Origin of the sequence: Streptomyces sp. NPDC017095 (genome assembly GCF_044332325.1) — a bacterium.
GTDB lineage: Bacteria > Actinomycetota > Actinomycetes > Streptomycetales > Streptomycetaceae > Streptomyces.
The window spans coordinates 523,290-544,611 of record NZ_JBIROU010000003.1 but is presented as its reverse complement, the minus strand read 5'-3'; the positions used below and the strand labels follow the sequence as shown (position 1 = coordinate 544,611).

Genomic DNA, 21,322 nt, shown 5'->3' with positions numbered 1-21,322 from the left:
GGCGTCTGGACGGACGCACCGGTTCCGTGCAGGTCCCGGGGAGGTGGTGCGGAGCCGGGGCCTCGGTCACACGTTCCCCGTCACTTCCCCGTGGGACCTCCCGGTCATCCGGCGCCGCTACGGCGACCCGTGCCCTTAGACTCCCTCGCGTGACACGTCGCGGGCCCCTTGGCAAGATGGCCCGAGCGGTCGGCAAGGTGCGGTAACAGGGAGGAAGGCGTCTCGTGAGCAGCAGGCCATCCCGAGGCGCTGCTCGCCTCGCAGCCATACTCGACGCGCTGCCGGACGCGTTGGTCCTGGTCAACGCCAACGGAACCGTCGTCAACGCCAACACCATCGCGCTGGAGGCGTTCGAGACGCCCGGCACGGCTCTCGTGGGGCGCGGGCTGCTCGATCTGCTGCCGCAGTTCGACTCCCGGCTGATCCCCGGCTCCATGCGGCGGCCCGACCACATGGACCCCCGCGGCCGCACCAAGCCGGCCCGGATGGTCGCGCGGCGGACCGACGGGACGGAGTTCCCGGTCGAGGTCACCAGCGCGAACCTGGAGAACGGGCAGCAGGCGTACGACGCCTACGGCTACACCGGCGACGAGCTGCTGATGATCGTGGTCCGGGACCTGTCCGGGACCGTCGACACCGAGGCGGAGCTGGCCCGCTCGCAGCGGCAGACCGAGATGATCCTGCGGGCGGCCTCGGAAGGCGTCGTAGGCACCGACACGGACGGGCGGATCGTGCTCGTCAACCCGGCCGCCGCCCAGATACTGGGATACCGGGCCGGCGAGCTGGGCGGCAAGGAGCTGCACGCCCTGGTGCTGCACTCCCGCGCCGACGGCACGCCGTTCCCGTACGAGGAGTCGCCGCTCGCCGACACCCTGCGCTCCGGGCGCAAGCACCGGGTGCGCGGGCAGGCGCTGTGGTCCAAGGGCGACCGCAGGGTGCCGGTCGATCTGACCACCGCGCCGGTGCGCGACGGGGACCAGCTCGTCGGCGCCGTGATGACCTTCACCGACCGGCGGCCGTACGACGCCCTGGCGGAGGAGAAGGCCGCGCTGGAGCAGGCGCACGCCGAGGAGCTGGAGCGGCTCGCCGAAGAGCACGCCTCCGACCTGACCGCCCTGCGCCAGCGGCATGTCGCCGAGATCGAGGAACTGCGCGAGGAGCACGCGGAGGAGCTGGCGGCCGGCGAGGAGCGCTACGCCGCGCTCGCCGAGCGGGAGAAGGACCGCTACGAGGCGCTCGCCGGGCGGCACGAGCAGTTGCTGACCCTGCTCGGGCAGTCGCTGCGCGGGCCGCTGGACGAGCTGCGGCACGAGCTGTCCGCGCTGGCGGCGGACGACGCCGGTCAGCTGTGGCCCGAGGCGAACCAGGTGCTGCACCACCTGTCCGCCGGGTACTCGCGGATCACCACCCTCATCGACAACGTCCTCGGCTACCAGCGGCTGGACGCGGGCAGCGAGGACATCACCCGTACGAAGGTGATGCTGGACGCCGTCGTCGCCGCCGGTGTGGACGGGGCCGTGGAGCTGATCGGGCCGGGCCGGGTGCAGTTCGCCGTGCACGCGCCGCCCATCGAGGCCGAGGTCGACCCGCGGCGGCTCGCCGTCGCGCTCGCGCACCTGGTGGCGGACGTGGCCGGCGTCGACGCCACCGGCAACACGCCCGTGTCGGCGGGCGGTTACCTGGACAACACCGTCGTGATCGCCGCCGCCCAGCGCGGTGAGGTGACCCGGATCGAGGTGCGCGGGCCGTACGCCGGCGGAGACCCGGTGCACGAGCCGATCGTGCGCGGGATCGTGCGCGCCCACGGCGGGGTGCTCCAGACACACGAGGTGCCGGGCATGAGCGGCAGCGCGTACGTCCTCGAAGTGCCGCTCGGCGGCGGGGCGGGCGCGGTCGCCGCGCGGGCCCCGCAGGACGCGGCGGCCCCCCGGGGCGGAGCTGCCGCGGGCACCGCACGGCTCCCGGACACGACGGCCGGCGCACTGCCCCCGGCCGCCGCGGCCGGCGCGCGGCCGAACAGTGGTGAGTCCGGCGCGGAGGACGCCGGCACGGACGGACAGGGCGTCGGGGGCGGCCGGCGGCGGGCCCGGCGGGGCTCCACGGACGCCTTCCTGGAGACGGACGCGGGCGACACCGGCGAGTTCGAGGCGCCCACGCCCACCGGGCGGCGCAGGCGGCGGGCCGCCGCGCCCGTCGAGGAGAACGACGCGGTCCTGGCCGAGGGCGCGGAGGAAGCGTCCGGCGGCACCGGACGGCGCCGTGCCCGGCCCGCCGACGGTGGTCCCGCGGGTTCCGGTGCGGGTGTGACCGAGGGCGCCGTGGTGACCGCGGCCGAGCAGGGCGCGGGGGCCGCCGCGTCGAACACGGGGCTCGGCGGCACCGTGCCCCCGCAGGGCATGCCCGCGCCCACGGGCCGGCGCGCCCGCCGGGACACCGACGCCCCGCAGGCCGCCCTGCCGCCGGCCCTGCCCGCGGCAGGCGGCGCACCGGCACCGGGCGCGCAGGGTACGCAGGGGCTTCCGGGCGCGCAGGGACTTTCGGGCGCACAGTCGCTTCCGGGTGCGCAGGCGCTCAGGAGCGCGCGGGCCGTTCCCGCGCAGGAGGGTCAGGCGGTTCCGGCGCAGGGCGGTGAGGCGGTGGCCGCCGAGGGCGCGCAGCCGACCGGACGGCGCCGGCGTGCGCTGGCCGCCGCCGCGGAGCGAGCCGCGGCACAGGAGGCGAGCGGCCCGCGTACGGTGTTCGCCCTGCCCCCGGCCGAGGCCGACCGGACCCCCGGCGGCGAGACCCCGGCGACGAGCACGGTCCCGACGACGGGCACGGCTCCGGGCACGAGCACGGCTCCGGGCACGGGCGTACCGGCTCCTTCCGGTGCCGGTGCCGACGCTGGTACGGACGCGGTGGCTCCGGGTGCCGGTACGGCCGGGCCGGTGGCGCCGGGTGCCGGGCCGCTGCCCGGTCAGGTGCGGATGCCCGCGCGGATGCCGGTGTCCGTCGAGGGCCGGCACGACGCCGTACCGCTCGACCAGGGCGAGGACCACACCCCGCCGCAGCCGCATCCCACCAGTGCGCCGACCGGCCGCCGGCGCCGGGCCGTGGCCCAGCCGCCCGAGGCATCCCAGGCGACGGCACCGGGCACCGTGCCCGGCCAGGCCCCGCAGGGGACGGCCGTACCGCCCGCTCCCGGACAGGGCGTTCCGGCCCAGGCCGGCTCCGTGGCGCCCGGCGGACAGCCGACGGCACCGACGGCACCGCCCGCCCAGGGGACCGCCGCGCAGCCCGCTCCCGGGCAGGCGCCGCAGCCCACGCCCGCCGCGCGACCGGGTGTCCCGCCCGCCGGCACCCCGGTGGCGGCCCCCGGTCCGCTCCCGCTTCCCGCCGAGACGGCACCCGGTAGCGGGGCGGCCGGTCAGGTTCCGGTGCCGCCCGCCGGCGGCCCCACGGCCGGTGTCCCGCACCAGTGGCCGGGTACCGGTGACACCGGCGGGGCGGGCATCCCGGCCGCCCCCGCGACGGCAGCCCCCGGCACGCCGGCGCACGGCACGCCTGCTCCCGGTACGGCTCCTGTTACGACGGCGCCGCACACCCCCGCGCCCGGCACCGCGGCGCCCGCCGCCCCGGCACCGGGCGCCCCGCTCGCCCCGGGAGCCGCCGTACCCCCGGCGCCCGCCGCGCCCACTCCGCCCGCCGGCACCCCCGGTGTCCGGCCGCAGCGTGCCGCGCAGCCCCTGCCCGCCGAGGCCCTGGGCGGCGGGCCGGTCGATCCCGACTCCACCCAGGGACGGGCGATCTCCGTCCGCACGCTCGGGCAGGGCGTGCCGTTCGCCCGGCAGGCGGCCCAGGTGCAGCAGCCGACGCCGCCGCCGCACGCGCCCGGCGGTTCCGGCCGCCGGCGCAAGCTGGGCACGCCGCCCGACCCGGCCGGCCGCCCGGACCAGGGGGCCCGGCCGCACCCGGCGTCCGAACCGGCGCCCGCGCACCCGGCGCCCGGCGGGCAGCAGGCCGTACCGCAGTCCCCGCTCGCCGGGCAGAGCGCCGTACCGCCGCAGTCCGCGCCGGCCGGGCAGGCGCCCGGGCCGCAGGTGCCGCTCGGCGGGCCGGCCCGGCCGGTGCCGGGCACCGAGGGGGTCGGGCGGTCGTACGCCATAGGCGCCCCGGAGCCCGACGCCGCCGAGGGGCCGGAGCCGCTGGACGGTCCCGGCGGGGCCGTGGAGGTGGCCGACACCCCGCGCCCGCAGCCGCTGGACGACGAGCTGCCCCCGGAGCCGCTGGACAACCCGCGCCGGCTGCTGGTGTGGCCCGCGCCGGACGTGACGACCCAGCAGGCGCTCAGCGACCGTGGCTACCGGCCGGTCATCGTGCACTCGCGCGAGGAGGTCGACGCGCAGATCGCGGCCTTCCCCGCCGCGCTGTTCGTGGACCCGCTGACCGGGCCCATCACCCGGACGGCTCTGCAGTCGCTGCGCCAGGCCGCGGTGGCCGCCGAGGTGCCGGTGCTGGTGACGGCCGGGCTCGGCCAGGCGTCGCGCGAGGCGGCGTACGGCGCCGATCCGGCCGTCCTGCTGAAGGCGCTGGCCCCGCGGGACAGCGAGCAGCATCCGCCGCGGGTACTGCTCATCGAGGAGCACGCGGAGATCGCGCTGGCGCTGACCTCGACGCTGGAGCGACGCGGGATGCAGGTGGCGCGGGCCGCGAGCGACAACGACGCGGTGGCGCTGGCGGGACAGTTCCGGCCGAACCTGGTGGTGATGGACCTGATGCAGGTGCACCGCCGACGGGCCGGGATCGTGGACTGGCTGCGGGCGAACGGTCAGCTCAACCGCACTCCGCTGGTCGTCTACACCGCCGCCGTCGATCAGGTGGAGCTGCCCCGGCTGGCCTCGGGCGAGACCGTGCTGTTCCTCGCCGAGCGGTCCACCAGCACCGAGGTGCAGAGCCGGATCGTGGACCTGCTGGCCCGGATCGGCACCAACTAGGGGCTCCGGGGCCGGATCAGGGCCTCTCCGTCCGGGTCAGGGCCTCTCCGTCCGGGTCCGGCCGGATCAGGGCGTCTCCGGCCGGGTCCGGCCGGATCAGGGCGTCTCCGGCCGGGTCCGGCCGGGTGTCAGCGGGCGACGAGCCTGCGGGCCGCCTCCTTGACGGAGGCCCGCAGGCGGTCCTGGTCGGTCTCGCGGGTGCCGGCCAGGATGCGCCGCATCTGCGGGACGACCGTCATCCAGTTGGTCAGCGCGGTCAGCAGGATGAGCAGGTCGCCGGCCGGGATGGCGTCCGTGATGACGCCCCGGGCCTGGCCGTCCTGGAGGGTGGCGACCTTGCGGGCGTAGTGGTCCTGGCGGGCCGGCTCGTCGGGCAGCTCGGCGCTGCCGTACTCCATGCCCTCCCAGAAGAGCAGGCGCAGCAGTTCGGGGTGGGCGGAGTGGTAGTCGAGGAGGCGGTCCACCCAGCCGTCGATGTCGTCGGGGTCGACGGGGACGGCCGAGGCCAGGTCGACCATGCACCGGCCGAGGACCTGGCCGAACAGGTCCGCTTTGTTGCCGAAGTAGGCGTAGATGAGCTGCTTGTTGGCCTTGGCGGCGGCGGCGATGCGGTCGATGCGGGCGCCCGCGATGCCATGCCGGGAGAACTCGGCGACCGCCGCCTCGAAGATGCGGGCCTTGGTGGCCTCGGGATCCCTCACTGTTGCCATGAGCACCAGGGTAGGGGCCCACAGGGCGGTAACCAACTATTTGGTTGACGGGAATGCGCCAGCCGGTGCACGCTGTTGGAGCATTGCAACCAACCAGTTAGTTGTGTGAGTCGGCTCTAAGGAGTACCTCCACTCATGCCGTCAGCCACCACCACCCGCCGCACCTCGCACGACCAGGCCCCCGCCCGCGTGCGGCCGGCCTCCGGCACCCTCTTCCTGCTGCTCATCGCCGTCTGCACCGCCGTCACGGCCGCCAACATCTACCTCGCGGCCCCGCTGCTCCCGCTGATCGCGCGCGACTTCGGCACGACCGCGCCGGCCGTCGCCTGGATCGCCTCGGTCGCGCAGCTCGGCTACGCGGCGGGCCTGCTCTTCTTCGCGCCGCTCGGCGACCGCGTCGACCGCCGGCGGCTCGTCGGCGGGCTGTCCGTCGTCACCACGGCGGCCCTGCTCGCGGCGGCCGTGGCACCGGGCACCGCGGCGCTCGCCGCCGCCGTGTTCGTCGCCGCCGCGGCGACCGTCATACCCCAGTTGCTCGTCCCGCTGGTGGCCGCGCGCGCCCCGGCCGACCGGCGCGCCCGGCACGTCGCGGCCGTCATCGCCGGGCTGTTCACCGGCATCGTCGCGGCCCGCGTGCTCGGCGGTCTGGCCGGGCAGGGCTTCGGCTGGCGCTGGGTGTTCGGTGGCTCCGCCGTCCTCACCCTGGCCCTCGGACTGGCCACCGCGCTGGCCCTGCCGGCCGAGCCGCGGGTACGGCGCGGCGGGCTGTTCTCCGGCATCGCCGAGCTGCCGGGACTGCTGCGCGGCTCGCCCGAGCTGTGGCGGGCGTGCGTCCGGCAGGCGGGCATGTTCGGCGCCTGGAGCGCCCTGTGGACCTCGCTGGCCCTGCTGCTGACCGGCCCGGCGTACGGCCTGTCCACCGCGACCGCGGGACTCTTCGGCCTCTTCGGGCTGACCGCCACCGTGGTGGCGCCGCTGGCCGGTGGCCTGGTGGACCGGTTCGGCGCGGGGCGGGTCGTCGGCACCGCGTATGCGCTGGCCGCCGTCGCCGTACCGCTGTTCTGGCTCGGCGGGCAGGTGCTGCCGGCGCTGTTCGCCGCCGCGATCGCGATCCACGCGGCCCTGGTCGCCTCCCATGTGGCCAACCAGACCCTGGCCCTGACCACGACCGCCACCCCGGCCACCGCGAACACGGCCTACGTCGTCTCCGGTTTCGCCGGCGGCGCCCTCGCCTCGGCCGCCGCCGGTCCCGCCTTCGGGCACTGGGGCTGGGCCGGGGTGTGCACGGTGGCGGGCGTGTGGCTGATCCTGGGCTGGGCCACGACGGCACTGCCCACGCAGACGGGCCGGACGGGGGCCGCAGGGCGGTGAGTACGGGGGTCTCACGGCGGTGAGGCCGGGCCTGCGGCGGTGAGGCCCGGGGGCCTTACGGCGGTGAGGCCCGGGGGTCTTACGGCGGTGAGCGGGCCGGCGGTACGGCGCGACCTGCCCAGGTCAGCGATCCACTGGACCCGCTCGGCGGCTCCCGCCCGGCGCGACAGCCAGGTGACGGCCGCTCGACGGCCCCCGCCCGGCGCTACAGCCAGGTGACGGCCGCTCGACGGCCCCCGCTCGGCGCTACAGCCGGGTGACGTCCAGGTGGCCGTCCGCGTACTGCCGGCGCAGCAGCTTCTTGTCGAACTTGCCCACGCTCGTCTTCGGCACCGACTCCACGGCCGTCCAGCGCTCGGGCAGCTGCCAGCGGGCGATCCCGCCCTCCGCCGCGAGGAACGCGCGCAGGGCCGTGAACTCCGCGGCGGCGCCCGGCCGGCGGACGACCACGGCCAGCGGGCGCTCGCCCCACTTCTCGTCCGGTACGGCGACCACGGCGGCCTCGGCGACGTCCGGGTGGGACATCAGCGCGTTCTCCAGCTCGACCGAGGAGATCCACTCGCCGCCGGACTTGATGACGTCCTTGGCGCGGTCGGTGAGGGTGAGGAAGCCGTCCGGCGAGATGATGCCGACGTCACCCGTCCTCAGCCAGCCGTCCGCGGTGAACTTGTCATCGGGACGCAGGGGTTCGGCGCCGGGGCCGTTGTAGTAGCCGCCCGCGATCCAAGGGCCGCGCACCTCCAGCTCGCCGGCCGACACGCCGTCCCAGGGCAGGCGCTGGCCGGCGGGGCCGGTGAGCCGGGCCTCGACGCCGGCCGGGAAACGGCCCTGGGTGACGCGGTAGCCGAACTCCTCGTCGGTGCCCAGGGCGTGGGCCGGCGGGCAGGCCACCGTGCCCAGCGGGGAGGTCTCGGTCATGCCCCAGGCGTGGCGGACCCGCACGCCCAGCCCGTCGAAGGCCGCCATCAGGGACGGCGGACAGGCGGCGCCGCCGATCGTGACCTGGGCGAGGCAGGAGATGTCCCGGGGGCGCGCGGTGAGTTCGTCGAGGAGCCCCTGCCAGATGGTCGGGACGGCCGCCGCGTAGCTGGGCCGTTCCCGCTCGATCAGCTCGGCGAGCGGGGCCGGCTGGAGGAAGCGGTCCGGCATCAGCATGTTGACGCCGGTCATGAAGGTGGCGTGCGGCAGGCCCCAGGCGTTGACGTGGAACTGCGGGACGACGACGAGCGCGGTGTCCTGGTCGGTCAGGCCCATCGACTGGGTCATGTTGACCTGCATGGAGTGCAGATAGACCGAGCGGTGGCTGTAGACCACGCCCTTGGGCTCACCGGTCGTGCCGGAGGTGTAGCACATGGCGGCGGCCCGGCGTTCGTCCAGCTCCGGCCAGTCGTAGTGGCCGGGCCGGCCGGCGATCAGCTCCTCGTACTCGTGCACCCGGGCGCCGGCGCCGGCGAGCGGGGCGCGGTCGCCGGGACCGGAGACGACGATGTGCTCGACCGCCGGCAGGTTCGGCAGCAGCGGCGCGAGCAGCGGGATCAGCGAGCCGTCGACGAGGAGGACCTTGTCGGCCGCGTGGTTGACGATCCACACCAGTTGTCCGGCGGGCAGCCGCAGGTTCAGCGTGTGCAGGACGGCGCCCATGGAGGGGATCGCGAAGTAGGCCTCGACGTGCTCGGCGTTGTTCCACATGAGCGTGGCCACCCGGTCGTCGTCCCGCACGCCGAGTTCGTCCCGCAGGGCGTGCGCCAGCCGGGCCGAGCGGGTGCCGATCTCGGCGAACGTGCGCCGGCGCGGCTCGGGCTCACCGGTCCAGGTGGTCACCAGCGATGATCCGTGGACCGTGGACCCGTGGGTCAGGATCCTGGAGATCAGCAGCGGTACGTCCTGCATGGTGCTCAGCACGGAGTCCTCCTGGCGACATGGCCCGTGGCGTTCCTACCCGGTAGTAGGGGGTGCGCTGATTCTGCGCACATACCACGCGGTATGTCACTAGGAACGGGTCAGAACATGTCCCTGAGAGCGGGCCGGCACCAGCTCGGGGTCCTCGCGCAGCTTGCCGAGCGCGCGGGACACCGCCGACTTCACCGTGCCCACCGACACCCCGAGCACCTCGGCGGTCTGCGTCTCGCTGAGGTCCTCGTAGTACCGCAGGACGACCATCGCCCGCTGCCGCGCCGGCAGCCGCAGCACCGCCCGCCACATGGCGTCGTGCAGCGCCTGCCGCTCGGCCGGGTCGTCGCCGCCGGTCGCGGGCTCGGGTTCGGGCAGCTCGTCGCAGGCGAACTCGTCCACCCTGCGCTTGCGCCACTGGGAGGTCCGGGTGTTGACCAGCGCCCGGCGCACATAGCCGTCCAGCGCCCGCTTGTCCTCGATCCCCTCCCAGGCGGCGTAGGTCTTGGCGAGGGCGGTCTGCAGCAGGTCCTCGGCGTCGCTCGGGTTCGCGGTCAGCGAGCGCGCGGTGCGCAGCAGGACCGGCTGGCGCGCCCGCACGTACGACGTGAAGGACGGGTAGGCGGGGGTCTGCCGCCCGGGTGCGGCGGCGGCCGAGGCGCTGGTGCAGACGGGTGTGGTCATGCCGTCCACGCTAGGAGCGGCCCGTGCGGCGGGGATCGGCCGCAGGTCCCGAAGCGGAGTCCCCCTCAGGTTGTAGGGGTGGGGCCTGCCCCACCTCCTGAAGGTGGAGTGCGCCTGCGTCCGGCTCCGGGTAACGACCCTGAGGCCCCGCCGCCCACCGGGCTCGGGGCGGCCTACAACCTACGGACCTGCACCCTCACCCTTCACCCTTCCCTTTCTCGAACATACGTACGACCATGAACTCATGGCCACCACCGACCGGCAGGCCACGACGCTGGCCCTCGCCCACGCCCTGTCCGCCGCCGAACGCGGCCTGGCCGTCCTTCCGCTGTCCCGGACGAAGCTGCCGGCCCTGCGCTCGCCCCACCAGACCGCGGCGGCACCGGCCGGGCCGCCCTGCCACGGCGCATGCGGCCGCTTCGGCCACGGTGTCCACGACGCCTCCGCCGACCCGGACCGCGTCCGCGCCCTGTTCGCCGCCGCGCCCTGGGCCACCGGCTACGGCATCGCCTGCGGGCTGCCGCCGTACCACCTGATCGGCGTCGACCTGGACACCAAGTCCGGCACCGACGCCCCGGCCGCCCTGCGCGAGCTGGCCCTGCGCCATCTGTTCACGATCCCGGAGACGGTCGTCGTCCGCACGCCCAGCGGAGGCCGCCATCTGTGGCTGACCGGCCCGCCCGGCACCGTCGTCCCCAACTCGGCCGGCCGGCTCGCCCCCGGCATCGACATCCGGGGCGCCGGCGGCTATCTGGTGGGCCCCGGCTCCCGCACCGACCACGGCGTCTACACCGCCGTACCCGGCACCGCCGAGCTGCCCCCGGCACCCTGCCCGCCGTCCCTGCTGCACCTGCTCCTGCCGCCGCCCCGGCCCCACCGGCCGGCGCCGCCCGCGACGGGCGACCACGGCCGCGGCCTGATCCGGTTCGTCCTGGCCGCGCACGAGGGCCAGCGCAACACCCGCCTGTTCTGGGCGGCCTGCCGCGCGTACGAGAACGGCATCGGACCCGCCCTGGCCGACCCGCTGACCGAGGCGGCCCGGCACACCGGCCTGCCGGAGAGCGAGGCCCGCGCGACGATCGCCTCGGCGGCCCGGATGACGGGCCACACCCCGCCTCCCGGCTCCCCGCCCTGACGGTCCCGCGCGCGCGGCGACGCGAAGCCTCCTACGATCCGAAGCGTGACGGACATACCCGACGAACTGATCAGACTGGAACACATCGCCGAACAGGAACGCGCCCGCCTCGCCGGCCTCACCGGTGCCGCGTACGACGAGCAGCGGCGCCGCTTCTGCGTGGCCTCGGACGCGGTGCACGAGGCGATCACCGCCCGCGCCGAGGCGACGGGCACCGACCCGCACGAGGTCGAACGAGCGGTACGCACAGCCGTACACCAGTCCCAGGAGGACCCGGCCATCGAGTGACAGCCCCGCCGGCCACTCCCCGTACACCACGACAGCCCATGCCAAAGGGGTGCCCCTCGTGCGGGAGCACCCCTTCTGACGTGCGCGTTCAGGATCTGCGCGGAGGCGGTGGGATTTGAACCCACGGTGACATCGCTGCCACGACGGTTTTCAAGACCGTTCCCTTCGGCCGCTCGGGCACGCCTCCCCGCGTCGCCGGAGATCGACGGCGCGGGTACAGATTACCGGCCCGGCGCCGGGCCGGGGACGGGCCGGGTCAGCTGTCGCCCTCGCGGGCGCCCAGGGTCAGGTCCACCGTGTGTTCCTGACCGCTGCGCTTGTAGGTGATCGCCACCTTGTCGCCCGGCTTGTGGGTCCAGATCTCGCCGATCAGGGTGGGCCCGCTGTCGATCACGTGGTCGTCCAGCTTGGTGATGACGTCGCCGGGCTTGAGGCCGGCCTTGTCCGCCGGGCCGCCCGACTCGACCGGGGCGGCGCCGTCCGTGCCCTGGTCGGTGATCTTCGCGCCGTCGCTGGAGTCCTCCAGGGAGACGGAGGCGCCGATGCGCGCGTACACCGGCTTGCCGGTCTTGATCAGCTGCTGGGCGACGTACTTCGCCTGGTTGATCGGGATGGCGAAGCCCAGGCCGATCGAGCCGGACTGGCCCGAGCCGAAGCCGCCGCTGCCCGTGGACTGGATCGCCGAGTTGATGCCGATGACCGCGCCGGAGGCGTTCAGCAGCGGGCCGCCGGAGTTGCCCGGGTTGATGGACGCGTCGGTCTGCAGGGCGCTCATGTACGACGCCTTGCTGCTGGAGCTGCCGTCGCTGGAGGCCACCGGACGGTCCTTGGCGCTGATGATGCCCGTCGTCACCGTGTTGGACAGACCGAACGGCGCGCCGATCGCGATGGTCTCGTCGCCGACGGCCACCTTGTCCGAGTCGCCGAGGGCGAGCGGCTTGAGGTCGGACGGGGCGTTCTTCAGCTTGATGACCGCCACGTCGTATCCCTGCGCGTGGCCGACGACCTCGGCGTCGTACTTCTTGCCGTCCGGGAAGGTGGCCGTGAGCTTGCCGCCGTCCACCGCCTCCGCGACCACGTGGTTGTTGGTGACGATGTGGCCCTGGGTGTCGAAGACGAACCCGGTGCCCGTGCCGCCCTCGCCGTTGCTGCCCTCGGCCTGGATCGTCACCGTGCTGGGCAGCGCCTTGGTGGCCACGTTGGCGATCGTCCCCGGCGCGCGCTTGATCTGCGCCGCGCCGTCGGAGGCGGAGACGGTGGTGGAGACGTGGTCGTCGCGGTCCTTGGCCAGTGTGTAGCCGAGGCCGCCGCCCAGGCCGCCCGCGACCAGCGCGGCCACCAGGACCGCCGCCACCAGGCCGCCGCGTCCGCGCGGCTTGGGCGCGGGCTGGTGGTACGCGGCTCCCCAGCCGGTTCCCGGGCCGCCGTGGCCGCCGTCGCCGTACGCCGGGCCGCCGCCGTTGCCGTAGGCCGCGCCGCCGTCGCCGTAGGCCGGGGTGACCGGCGGCGGAGGCGGCCAGGAGCCGTCGGGCGCCGGGCCGGACGGACCCTGCCCGTACGCCGGGCCCTGGTCGGACGCGGGGGCGGCGGGCGGGGCCGCGGGGCTCTCCTGGGGCGCCGGCGGCACCGGTGCCGCCGGTGTGCTCGCCTCGGCCGCGGGGCTCTGCGGGGAAGCGGCGGGAGAGGCCACCGGCACGGGAGGTACGGACGGCGCCGGGGGTACCGCGTTGCCCTCGTTCTCGGTGCTCACAGCTCTTCTCCTCGGTCCACGCCTGTTGTCGTCGGTCGCACTGTTGTCGCAGCCAGCTTTTCCCACGGCCCGTCAGAGCACCATAAGCGGTGCCTGTGGGTCCGACGGTCTTCTTTATATAGGATCTATTACGACCTTCATCGCGTTAGTTATATAAGCGATCAGGGGGTATCCGCCTGTCCGCCCGGCGCGGGCACCCCCGCCCCCGCCTACCCGGCGGCGGTGGCACCATGACCCGGTGACCCACGCACCACAGCGCTCCCTCCAGGTCGTCGCCCACCGGGGCGCCTCCGAAGACGCCCCCGAGCACACCCTCGCCGCCTACCGCAAGGCGATCGAGGACGGCGCCGACGCCCTGGAATGCGACGTACGGCTGACCGCGGACGGCCATCTCGTCTGCGTCCACGACCGGCGGGTGAACCGTACCTCCAACGGCCGGGGCGCGGTCTCGGCGCTGGAACTCGCCGACCTCGCCGCCCTCGACTTCGGCTCCTGGAAGACCGGTGAGGCCTGGCACGGGCGGGACGAGGAGCCCGACTGGGAGCACCGGCCGGAGGACCGCGAGGAGACCTCCGTCCTCACCCTGGAGCGGCTGCTGGAGCTGGTCGCGGACGCCGGGCGGCGGGTGGAGCTGGCCATCGAGACCAAGCACCCGACGCGCTGGGCGGGCCAGGTCGAGGAGCGGCTGCTGGCCCTGCTGAACCGGTTCGGCCTGGACGCGCCGGCCACGGCCGCCGAGTCACCGGTGCGGATCATGAGCTTCTCGGCCCGTTCGCTGCACCGCGTGCGGGCCGCGGCACCGGTGCTGCCGACGGTCTACCTGATGCAGTTCGTGTCTCCCCGGCTGCGCGACGGCCGGCTGCCCGCGGGCGTGCACATCGCTGGCCCCTCGATGCGCATCGTGCGCAACCACCCCGCCTACATCGAGCGCCTGAAGCGGGCCGGGCACCAGGTCCACGTGTGGACCGTGAATGAGCCGGAGGACGTCGACCTCTGCGTGGACCTGGGCGTCGACGCCATCATCACCAACCGCCCGCGCGAGGTGCTGCGCCGGCTCGGCCGCTGAGCGGCGGGCCGCCCGGCCCGGACCGTCACAGGGAGTGCACCGGCGCGTTCATCGCGTGTCCGGACGGGACGAATGCGTCACCGGAAGACGATGGGCCGGTTTCCGGTACAGGCCAACAGGGCATCCACACCCTGGCGTGGGGCGAAGGAGGTCTCGGGGGTGGCGTTGGTGGTGGCACAGGAAGTGCCCACGTCGTCGAGCATGGCCGTACCCCATGGCCCTGCGGGCGTGGGCGAGGCGAGGCGCCGGATGCGGGCGCAGCTGCGGGGCGGGGGCGTGGCGGAATCGGTCATCGACGATGCCGTACTGATCCTTTCGGAACTGTTGAGCAATGCCTGCAAACACGGGCGGCCGCTCGGGGGCGCACCGGCCGGGGACGGCGACGTGCGCGCCGCGTGGCGGGTCGACACCGGCGGGCGGCTCATCGTGGAGGTCACGGACGGCGGCGGACCGACCCGCCCGGCGCCGGCCACCCCCTCGGTGACCGCGCACGGCGGCCGGGGGCTGAACATCATCACGGCGCTCGCCGACGACTGGGGCGTCCGGGACGAGGCGCGGGGCGAGGTGACGGTCTGGGTGGTGGTGCACGGGGACGTGCACGATCCCGATGCCGGCTGCCGCCGCGACGCGTTCGCTACGCGCGTCACCCGGCCCAGGACACCGGACACCCCGCTCCCGGACCTCGCGCTGCCGGCCCTGGCGGAGGTGGCGCTGCCGGACCTGTCCGGCCTGGACTTCGCGGAGGCGTTCGAGGACCTGGACTGACCGGGCATAGGGCGACGGGCACGGATACGGGCACGAACACGGGTTCGTCCGGCCGGTGTCGCGCGCGGGCGCCGGCCCGCGGAGCCAATCGGCCGGTGTCGCGCGCGGGCGCCGGCCAAGGGTGCACGTTCATCCGGCCGGTCACGGGTCCGCCACCGCGCCGTTCCGGCACCGCCGGCCCCGACCGCCGCACGTCGTCCACAGGTTCCCGTCGGTCACGGCCCGAACGGCTAGGCTCCCGCCGTACGAGAAGAGCCGTAACCGGGAGACACCCACCATGGCCAAGAAGCGACCCCAGACGAAGGCCAAGCCGCCGCTGACCGACGGGGAGATCCCGGTTGTCGGCGCCCGCGAACCCTGCCCCTGCGGCAGCGGCCGGCGCTACAAGGCCTGCCACGGCCGGGCCGCCGCGCACGCCGCGACCGAGCTGGTGCAGCGCCCGTTCGAAGGACTGCCCGGCGAGCGCGACTGGGTCGCGCTGCGCGAGCTGGTCCCGGCCGCCACCGCCGTACTGACCCTGAAGGACGGCCTGCCCGAGGGCGTCCCGTCGGTCACGCTGGCCACGGTGCTGCCGATGGCCTGGCCCGCGCTGCGCCGGGACGACGGCTCGGTGCTGATCGGCCTGCAGAACGACACGGCGTCCGGTGACATCAGCCGCGACCTCGCCGACACGCTGCTGCGCGCGCTGGAGGCGGAGCCGGGCACCCCGGTGCAGGGCCGCCGCGCCCCCGCCGAAGGCCCGCGCCTGCAGGACCTGCTGGACCCGGAGAGCGCTTTCGAGCCGGTCGTGCACAGCGGCTTCGAGTTCTGGGTGCCGGACGCGGAGAACGCCACCCCGGAGGTGGCCGCCTCCCTGGAGCGGGCCAACGCCGCCGCCATCCCGACCGTGCGGCTGGCCGGCGTGGACGCCGCCTACTGGTGCGAGACCCCGGAGAAGAACCACCTGCGCTGGGTCATGCCGCATCCGGAGGAGCAGCTTCTGGACGCTCTCGCGCGACTGCACGCGGCGGGCCGGTCCCGCCTCGGCGAAGGCACCCGGCTGGTGGGTTCCTTCCGTGCTCACGGCCTCACCGTGCCGGTCTGGGACCTGCCGAGCGGGGTCTCGGCCGAGGACGTGGAGAAGCCGGCCGCCGAATTCGCCGAGCGTCTCGCCGCCGCCCTCGCCGTCCGCGAACCGCTCACGCCGGAGGAGCGCCGGGCGCGCGGCGGGCTGACCAACCGGCAGGTCACGCTCAGCTGACGCGCTCCGGCACGGGTGTCACGGCTGACCGGTCGGTCAGCCGTGGCGCCGGACCACGCGGCAGGTGACTCCTGTCACAACTCGGCTTTTTGACAGGGAAATCGGTGTCCGAATCGCCAAGTCGGAATTTGCGAACCGCCGATCTCTTGTTACCGTTCCAGTAGCCCGGTTGCTGGTGCATCCCCCGTCGCCAGCAACCGGGTCTTTCCATGTCCGCACGCGCCCCGCCGCGGCCGCGGGACACCCCGCCGCCCGTGCTCTACGGCGCGTTGCGAAGAGTCAACTCCCCGGTACGGCTCAGGAGTTGCTGCCCGACCGGAGCAGCAGCGCCCCGCTCGCGCCGTGCGCGGCGAACTCGGTGACGGCCGTGTAGGCGTCCGGCCCGCCCCGGTTGCGCTCGCGCGGGGTCTCACAGGTGGCGGGCGCGTCGTCGGTCCCGGTGACGCAGCGCGTCTGCACGGTCCGGCCGCCCGGACCCATCAGGCTCAGCACCGAGTCCAGCGACCCGCCGGTGGCGTTGCGGTAGTAGGTGCGCGCCCAGGTGTCCTCGCCCTGCCTCAGCACACAGGTCTGGGCCTCGATGCCGTCCGGCGAGGTGAGTTCGGGACCGCAGCGGGCGGCGGTGGCGAGCCCGACACCGAGCAGGAACGGCGCGCGACGAGCGGAGTCCGCACCGGCCGCACCAGCCCCGCCGACCCCATGGGTCCCGGCAGCACCAGAGCCGCCGACCGCACCCGTCCCGCCGGACTCGCCACTCCTGCCCGCCGAACCGGTCCCACCGGCCTCATCAGCCCCGCCGCCCCGGCCGGTCTTGGCGTCGCCGAGGGGAGCGGCCGGTACGGCGGTCCGGCCGGCGTCGCCCACCTGGCCCGCGGACGCCACGGCCAGCGGCAGCGCGGCCACGGCCGCCACGACGGCGCCGAGAGCGAGCAGACGCAGCCGTTGCGGCCGGCCGCCGGCGGGCGGGGCGGAGGCTCTGTGGCCGCCGGAATGACGCAGCATGTCCGGACGATAACGAGCGGACGGCCCGCGACCGCCCCGGCCGCGCCCGACACCCTTACAACTCGGGCGCGCTCACACCCGTACGAGTGAGGGCGTCGACCACGGCGTCCACCACGGCCTCCACATCGGGCACCCAGGGCGCGGCCGAGCCGGGCAGCGGGGCCCGCTCCCAGCGCACGGCGCCCTCGCCCGTCTCGGACGGCGGCAGGGCGACATAGCCGCCCGAGCCGTGAAAGCGCAGGGAGCCGGGGACGAAGTCCTTGGCGTAGAGCAGTTCGCCGAGCTGCTCCATGGAGTACGGCTTCACCAGCAGCGCCCAGCGGCTGGGCGTGGCGATCACCGGGCCCAGCCGCATGCCCCGCCGGTCGAGCAGGGCGAGGGCCCGGGCGGCGGCGAGGGCCGGCAGGCTGACCGCGCAGGGCGCGCCGCCTCCGGTCGCCAGGATGATGGGGGCGCTCGGCCGGTTGGTCCACCACCAGCGCACCATGCGCGCGTCGGTGGTGGCCGCGAGCAGCCCGGGGTCGAAGGGATGCGCACCGGGCACCGTGCACTCGGGGTCGGGGCAGGCGCAGCGGGCCCGCCCCCGCGGAGCCGGCCCCACACCCGGGAGAACCGGCCACTGCCACTGCGCCGCGAAGGTCTGGGCCGCGCCGATCAGCTCGGGCTTCCCGCCGTTCCGCCTGGACAGGAGCCTGCGTCGCCTTCCGAGGATCTCGCGCATGAGCGCTCGTTCCTTTCCGTTGCACCGCTGGCAACACCGTGGGCTACATCACACCATGTGTCGATCACTTCACTGTGCGTATCTGATGGCGCATCACACCCCCGCGTACGGCAGGGGGAACCCCAAAGGGTCGAGCGTGGCCGCTTCCGCGTCCGATAGTCCGTTGGTCCGTCTATCAAAAGCACGATCGCGGTGCGGGGTGGCGAAGTCTGGCGTTTTGCCGTCGCGCGTGTTTCTCTCCGCCTCCGCCACGGGAGGATGGGGCTCGGCCGTCGGTGGCTATGACGCCCGGGTCCGCCGCCAGGTTCCGGGTGGCCCCCAACCACCCCTGGCCTTCTCCGAGTACGTACCCATCACGACCGTTGTGACGCTCCGTGGAACAGGGCCAGTCGACCGCAATCGACCGATACCTAAGGCAGTTTTTAGCCAACTTGGCGGTAAGGCAAGGGGTTCGGACAAAAACGTCGCGTGTCCCATGGACACCAGGAATCCCCGCAGGACAATGCTGGACATCCCCTCACGAGTGCGTGTACATGTGGAGACACTGCTAGCGGCGCAGAATGACATGGGGGTTTGCGATGCTTTTCAGCAATACGCACCGGTCTGGAAGCCGGACGCCATGAACGCCCCGCACCCTCCGAAAGTGGCCGGAATCGATCCCACAGTTCCCACCCCCGCACACACTGTCGCATCCGCCTCCGCCGTCTCCGGGGCCCCGTCCGTCCCGGGCGCCGCCGCCGTTCCGGCCCCCCACGCCCCCGCTCCGGGCGCGCTGCTCCAGGACCGGCTGGCCGGCTGGGTCTCCGACCTGACGACCCTGCACGAACTCACCGAACGCCTCTCCCGCACCAGCACGCTCGACGCCGCCCTGCACGAACTGCTGCGCGCCGGAGCCGCCCTGGTCGGCGCCCGCCGCGGCCTGGCCGTCCTGGAACCCGCCGACGGCCTCGGCCCCCGCACCACCCTCGGCCTCGGCCTCGGCCGCGCCGACCTCGGCCACCTCGAGACCGTGCCGCGCGGCGCCCTGCCGTACGACACCCGCGGCGGCGCCGAGATCCTCCACCCGGACCTGTTCGCCGAGGACGGCCTGGACCCGCGCCACCGCGAGGTGGCCGCCCGCCTCGGTTACTCCGCCAGCTACGCCCTGCCCCTCGCGACCGAGTCCGCCGGCCGGCTCGGCGCGGCGGTCTGGCTCTACGACCAGCCGGCCGAGCCGCACGAGCGCCGCCGCCACCTCGCCGGCCTGTACGCCCGGCACGCCACCGAGCACCTGGCCCGGCTGCTGGAGGTGGAGCGCACCCGCGCCCGGGTGGCGGCCATCACCGACGGACTGCTGCCCGCCCGGCTGCCCCGGGTGCCCGGCGTCCAGCTCGCCGCCCGGCACCACACCGGGCCGTGCGGCGGCGGCGACTGGTACGACGCGCTGCCGCTGCCGGACGCCGCGCTCGGCCTGTCCGTCGGCTCGGTCACCGGCCGCGGGCCGAGCGCGGTGGCCGCCATGGGCCGGCTGCGCGCCTCGCTGCGCGCGTACGCCGTGATGGAGGGCGAGGACCCGGTCGCCGTCCTGTCCGACCTGGAGCTGCTGCTGCGGCTGACCGAGCCCGCCCGCTCGGCCACCGCCCTGTTCGCCTACTGCGAGCCCGCCCTGCGCAAGATCACCCTGGCCGGTGCCGGGCACAGCCCGCCGCTGCTGACCGGCGAGCGGCGCACCGAGTTCGCCGAGACATCCGTCTCCGCCCCGCTGGGCATGCTCGCCTGCTGGGAGGCGCCGAGCGCGGAGGTCCAGGCGGAGGCCGGGGAGACGGTCCTGCTCTACACCGACGGGCTGCTGCACCGTACCGGCGATCCGGCGGACCGGGCCTTCGCCCGGCTGCACGCCGCCGCCGCGAGCGTCCCGCGCGCGCTGCGGCACGATCCGGGCGCCGTCGCCGACCATGTGCTGCGCACGGTCCTGCCGGACGGCCCGGACCGCCCGGACGCCGCCGGCGGCACGGAGGACGTGGTCCTGCTGGCGGCCCGTTTCGACTGAGCGCGGCGGCGCGGCCGGCCGGTATGACCGGGCATAACAGGTCATCCGCCCCCGCCCGCTCTCGGTACGACCGTACGATGATGGTGGTCCCCGCCCGGCCACAAGCGGGAGCGCGCGGGCCCCGGGGGAGATCACTGGCGTATCGAGGAGGATCACGTGTCCGACGAGCTCAACCCGGCTGTGCCCGACTCCGCTACCGCGGAGGGCCCGGAGACCGAGGCCGAGGAGACCGTCAAGCAGCGGAAGAACGGCCTGTACCCGGGCCTGTCCGACGAACTGGCCGAGAACATGAAGTCCGGCTGGGCCGACACCGAGCTGCGTGACCTGGAGCCCGTCGAGCAGGCCGCGCACACCGCGCGCCGCCGCGCCGCGCTCTCCGCCCGCTTCCCGGGCGAGCGCCTGGTGATCCCGGCGGGCAACCTGAAGACCCGCTCGAACGACACCGAGTACCCCTTCCGCGCCTCCGTGGAGTACGCGTACCTCACCGGCAACCAGACCGAGGACGGCGTCCTGGTCCTGGAGCCGAAGGGCGACGGCCACGAGGCGACGATCCACCTGCTGCCGCGCTCGGACCGGGAGAACGGCGAGTTCTGGCTCTCCGGCCAGGGCGAGCTGTGGGTCGGCCGCCGCCACTCCCTCGGCGAGTCCGAGGCGCTGTACGGCATCCCGGCCGCCGACGTGCGCGAGCTGGCCGCGAGCCTGCGCGAGGCCACCGGCCCGGTCCGCGTGGTGCGCGGGTACGACGCCGGCGTCGAGGCGGCCCTGACGGACAAGGTCACCGCCGAGCGCGACGAGGAACTGCGCGTCTTCCTCTCCGAGATGCGGCTGGTCAAGGACGAGTTCGAGATCGGCGAGCTGCAGAAGGCCGTCGACTCCACCGTGCGCGGCTTCGAGGACGTCGTGAAGGTCCTCGACAAGGCCGAGGCGACCTCCGAGCGTTACATCGAGGGCACGTTCTTCCTCCGGGCCCGCGTGGAGGGCAACGACGTCGGCTACGGCTCCATCTGCGCGGCCGGCCCGCACGCCTGCACCCTGCACTGGGTGCGCAACGACGGCCCGGTCCGCTCCGGCGACCTGCTCCTGCTGGACGCCGGCGTGGAGACGCACACGCTGTACACCGCCGACGTCACCCGCACGCTGCCGGTCAACGGCACGTACAGCGAGATCCAGAAGAAGATCTACGACGCGGTGTACGACGCCCAGGAGGCCGGTATCGCGGCCGTCCAGCCGGGCGCCAAGTACCGCGACTTCCACGACGCGGCCCAGCGCGTGCTGACCGAGCGGCTCGTGGAGTGGGGCCTGGTCGAGGGACCCGTCGAGCGTGTCCTGGAGCTGGGCCTCCAGCGCCGCTGGACCCTGCACGGCACCGGGCACATGCTCGGCATGGACGTCCACGACTGCGCCGCCGCGCGCACCGAGACGTACGTGGACGGCACGCTGGAGCCGGGCATGGTCCTCACCGTCGAGCCGGGTCTGTACTTCCAGGCCGACGACCTCACCGTGCCGGAGGAGTACCGCGGCATCGGCGTGCGGATCGAGGACGACATCCTGGTGACGCAGGACGGCAACCGGAACCTGTCCGCCGGGCTGCCGCGCCGGTCCGGCGAGGTCGAGGCGTGGATGGCCGCCCTGAAGGGCTGAGACACCGAGCGGACGGCCGGGCACCGGGAAGGTGCCCGGCCGTCCGTCCGCTACGCC

The 21,322-nt window shown here is 74.8% G+C and carries 15 protein-coding genes and 1 tRNA gene; 9 read left to right on the top strand and 7 right to left on the bottom strand.

Going from position 1 to position 21,322, the window contains the following annotated elements:
• Positions 1–224: 224 nt before the first annotated feature.
• Entirely contained in the window at positions 225–4,973 is a 4,749-nt protein-coding gene (locus tag ACH4OA_RS08570; RefSeq protein ID WP_397968252.1) for a PAS domain-containing protein, read from the top strand.
• A gap of 128 nt (positions 4,974–5,101) precedes the next feature.
• Here the strand turns inward: ACH4OA_RS08570 and ACH4OA_RS08565 are convergent, their stop codons facing one another.
• Positions 5,102–5,683: a TetR family transcriptional regulator gene (locus ACH4OA_RS08565; protein WP_365873231.1), complete on the bottom strand. Its 582-nt coding sequence runs from the start codon at positions 5,681–5,683 to the stop codon at positions 5,102–5,104.
• Between the two features lie 135 nt (positions 5,684–5,818).
• On the opposite strand from ACH4OA_RS08565, the gene ACH4OA_RS08560 reads away from it, so the two are divergent.
• Positions 5,819–7,054: an MFS transporter gene (locus ACH4OA_RS08560; protein WP_365941774.1), complete on the top strand. Its 1,236-nt coding sequence runs from the start codon at positions 5,819–5,821 to the stop codon at positions 7,052–7,054.
• Between the two features lie 246 nt (positions 7,055–7,300).
• Here the strand turns inward: ACH4OA_RS08560 and ACH4OA_RS08555 are convergent, their stop codons facing one another.
• The gene (locus ACH4OA_RS08555) at positions 7,301–8,956 is read right to left on the bottom strand and encodes a long-chain fatty acid--CoA ligase (protein WP_397968250.1); all 1,656 of its coding nucleotides are present in this window, start codon (positions 8,954–8,956) and stop codon (positions 7,301–7,303) included.
• Positions 8,957–9,043: 87 nt separating this feature from the next.
• The gene (locus ACH4OA_RS08550; RefSeq protein ID WP_397936657.1) at positions 9,044–9,628 is read right to left on the bottom strand and encodes a SigE family RNA polymerase sigma factor; all 585 of its coding nucleotides are present in this window, start codon (positions 9,626–9,628) and stop codon (positions 9,044–9,046) included.
• 244 nt (positions 9,629–9,872) lie between these two features.
• Between ACH4OA_RS08550 and ACH4OA_RS08545 the strand changes: the two genes are divergently transcribed.
• On the top strand, positions 9,873–10,763 hold the full coding sequence (locus tag ACH4OA_RS08545) for a bifunctional DNA primase/polymerase (RefSeq protein WP_397945867.1): 891 nt from the start codon (positions 9,873–9,875) through the stop codon (positions 10,761–10,763).
• 45 nt (positions 10,764–10,808) lie between these two features.
• The gene (locus tag ACH4OA_RS08540) at positions 10,809–11,051 is read left to right on the top strand and encodes a hypothetical protein (protein ID WP_397936651.1); all 243 of its coding nucleotides are present in this window, start codon (positions 10,809–10,811) and stop codon (positions 11,049–11,051) included.
• A gap of 100 nt (positions 11,052–11,151) precedes the next feature.
• Here ACH4OA_RS08540 and ACH4OA_RS08535 read toward each other — a convergent pair.
• Positions 11,152–11,238, bottom strand: a tRNA-Ser gene (locus ACH4OA_RS08535).
• A gap of 69 nt (positions 11,239–11,307) precedes the next feature.
• On the bottom strand, positions 11,308–12,801 hold the full coding sequence (locus ACH4OA_RS08530) for a S1C family serine protease (RefSeq protein WP_397936645.1): 1,494 nt from the start codon (positions 12,799–12,801) through the stop codon (positions 11,308–11,310).
• A 238-nt stretch (positions 12,802–13,039) separates the two neighbouring features.
• On the opposite strand from ACH4OA_RS08530, the gene ACH4OA_RS08525 reads away from it, so the two are divergent.
• The 3 genes from ACH4OA_RS08525 (at position 13,040) to ACH4OA_RS08515 (ending at position 15,872) form a co-directional block, all read left to right on the top strand.
• Positions 13,040–13,867, top strand: a complete 828-nt coding sequence (locus ACH4OA_RS08525) for a glycerophosphodiester phosphodiesterase (protein ID WP_397936643.1) — start codon at positions 13,040–13,042, stop codon at positions 13,865–13,867.
• Between the two features lie 72 nt (positions 13,868–13,939).
• Positions 13,940–14,632, top strand: a complete 693-nt coding sequence (locus ACH4OA_RS08520; RefSeq protein ID WP_397945871.1) for an ATP-binding protein — start codon at positions 13,940–13,942, stop codon at positions 14,630–14,632.
• Between the two features lie 277 nt (positions 14,633–14,909).
• Positions 14,910–15,872 carry a DUF5926 family protein gene (locus ACH4OA_RS08515; protein ID WP_365873256.1) on the top strand — a complete coding sequence of 321 codons (963 nt, stop codon included), beginning with the start codon at positions 14,910–14,912 and terminating at the stop codon, positions 15,870–15,872.
• A 297-nt stretch (positions 15,873–16,169) separates the two neighbouring features.
• Here the strand turns inward: ACH4OA_RS08515 and ACH4OA_RS08510 are convergent, their stop codons facing one another.
• Both ACH4OA_RS08510 and ACH4OA_RS08505 read right to left on the bottom strand, forming a co-directional pair.
• Entirely contained in the window at positions 16,170–16,874 is a 705-nt protein-coding gene (locus ACH4OA_RS08510) for a hypothetical protein (protein ID WP_397968248.1), read from the bottom strand.
• A 55-nt stretch (positions 16,875–16,929) separates the two neighbouring features.
• Entirely contained in the window at positions 16,930–17,595 is a 666-nt protein-coding gene (locus ACH4OA_RS08505) for a bifunctional DNA primase/polymerase (protein ID WP_397968246.1), read from the bottom strand.
• 502 nt (positions 17,596–18,097) lie between these two features.
• Here ACH4OA_RS08505 and ACH4OA_RS08500 point away from each other — a divergent pair.
• Together ACH4OA_RS08500 and ACH4OA_RS08495 are read left to right on the top strand one after the other, a co-directional pair.
• Positions 18,098–19,624, top strand: a complete 1,527-nt coding sequence (locus ACH4OA_RS08500) for a PP2C family protein-serine/threonine phosphatase (protein WP_397936783.1) — start codon at positions 18,098–18,100, stop codon at positions 19,622–19,624.
• 156 nt (positions 19,625–19,780) lie between these two features.
• Positions 19,781–21,265: an aminopeptidase P family protein gene (locus ACH4OA_RS08495; protein WP_397936637.1), complete on the top strand. Its 1,485-nt coding sequence runs from the start codon at positions 19,781–19,783 to the stop codon at positions 21,263–21,265.
• The last annotated feature ends 57 nt before the right edge of the window (positions 21,266–21,322 follow it).

Excerpts from the sequence above, each read along its gene's own strand:
- ACH4OA_RS08565 (WP_365873231.1), bottom strand. The coding sequence starts at position 5,683 with ATGGCAACAGTGAGGGATCCCGAGGCCACCAAGGCCCGCATCTTCGAG.
- ACH4OA_RS08560 (WP_365941774.1), top strand. The coding sequence starts at position 5,819 with ATGCCGTCAGCCACCACCACCCGCCGCACCTCGCACGACCAGGCCCCC.
- ACH4OA_RS08550 (WP_397936657.1), bottom strand. The coding sequence starts at position 9,628 with ATGACCACACCCGTCTGCACCAGCGCCTCGGCCGCCGCCGCACCCGGG.
- ACH4OA_RS08545 (WP_397945867.1), top strand. The coding sequence starts at position 9,873 with ATGGCCACCACCGACCGGCAGGCCACGACGCTGGCCCTCGCCCACGCC.
- ACH4OA_RS08520 (WP_397945871.1), top strand. The coding sequence starts at position 13,940 with ATGCGTCACCGGAAGACGATGGGCCGGTTTCCGGTACAGGCCAACAGG.
- ACH4OA_RS08515 (WP_365873256.1), top strand. The coding sequence starts at position 14,910 with ATGGCCAAGAAGCGACCCCAGACGAAGGCCAAGCCGCCGCTGACCGAC.
- ACH4OA_RS08510 (WP_397968248.1), bottom strand. The coding sequence starts at position 16,874 with ATGCTGCGTCATTCCGGCGGCCACAGAGCCTCCGCCCCGCCCGCCGGC.
- ACH4OA_RS08505 (WP_397968246.1), bottom strand. The coding sequence starts at position 17,595 with ATGCGCGAGATCCTCGGAAGGCGACGCAGGCTCCTGTCCAGGCGGAAC.
- ACH4OA_RS08500 (WP_397936783.1), top strand. The coding sequence starts at position 18,098 with ATGCTGGACATCCCCTCACGAGTGCGTGTACATGTGGAGACACTGCTA.